Source organism: Citrobacter cronae, from assembly GCF_016893685.1.
Taxonomy (GTDB): Bacteria; Pseudomonadota; Gammaproteobacteria; order Enterobacterales; family Enterobacteriaceae; genus Citrobacter; species Citrobacter werkmanii.
The window spans coordinates 3,967,455-3,968,046 of record NZ_CP069763.1; the positions used below are offsets into that span (position 1 = coordinate 3,967,455).

At 48.1% G+C, this 592-nt stretch carries 2 protein-coding genes; both read right to left on the reverse strand.

The annotated features are described in order from the left end of the window. Nucleotides 1-251, reverse strand: a 251-nt coding sequence (locus JSN25_RS22195) for a DUF1367 family protein (protein WP_233638419.1), incomplete at its 3' end; no start/stop codon positions are given. Nucleotides 252-285: 34 nt separating this feature from the next. Beyond that, a complete protein-coding gene (locus JSN25_RS17165; protein WP_181604031.1) occupies nucleotides 286-534 on the reverse strand; it encodes a hypothetical protein in 249 nt (82 codons plus the stop codon). Nucleotides 535-592: the final 58 nt, after the last annotated feature.

Consider the following 592-nt stretch of genomic DNA (forward strand, 5'->3'; position numbering starts at 1 on the left):
AATTTAGCGTACCCGGTCACCAATTTTCGTTCATTGGAGGAGATCGCCCCTCCAGTAGGTTCCCAGTATTCAAACCCGAGATTCAGGAGCGCAAAGAAACGGCGATGGAAAGCGGGATTCCTCACCTGACGAAATTCGGCTACCAGTACGGCACCGAGTTTGATTTTTGATTGCAGAATATCGCTGGTCTCGGGAGTGGCCGGGATCAGGATTCCTGAGGATTGCTTGATTAGTTGTAGTTCGTGCGCCATGGTTTCTCTCCGTGGCGCAGTAGGTTACGGTTGTTCAGACCGTTGATTTCATATTATCAGAAGGTGGAGTTACCCGGTAGCCGAGACGGCGGATAAATTGCACAAAACCATTGGGAGTAAAGACTTCTTCATCATCGAGCAAAGGTCGCATTGATACCATTCCATTAACGCGATAAATCAGATGCCTGCCAGATGAAGGAAAGCTAAACACCACGCAGCCGTCAGACCTTCTTACAATGTCATACCAGTTGTCTTCTGACGTTTGCAAAGCTGAATCACTCACATTTATGTTCTCCCTTCGAGCGACATACAGACGCGATTAAAGAATGTCGGCAGCAGCA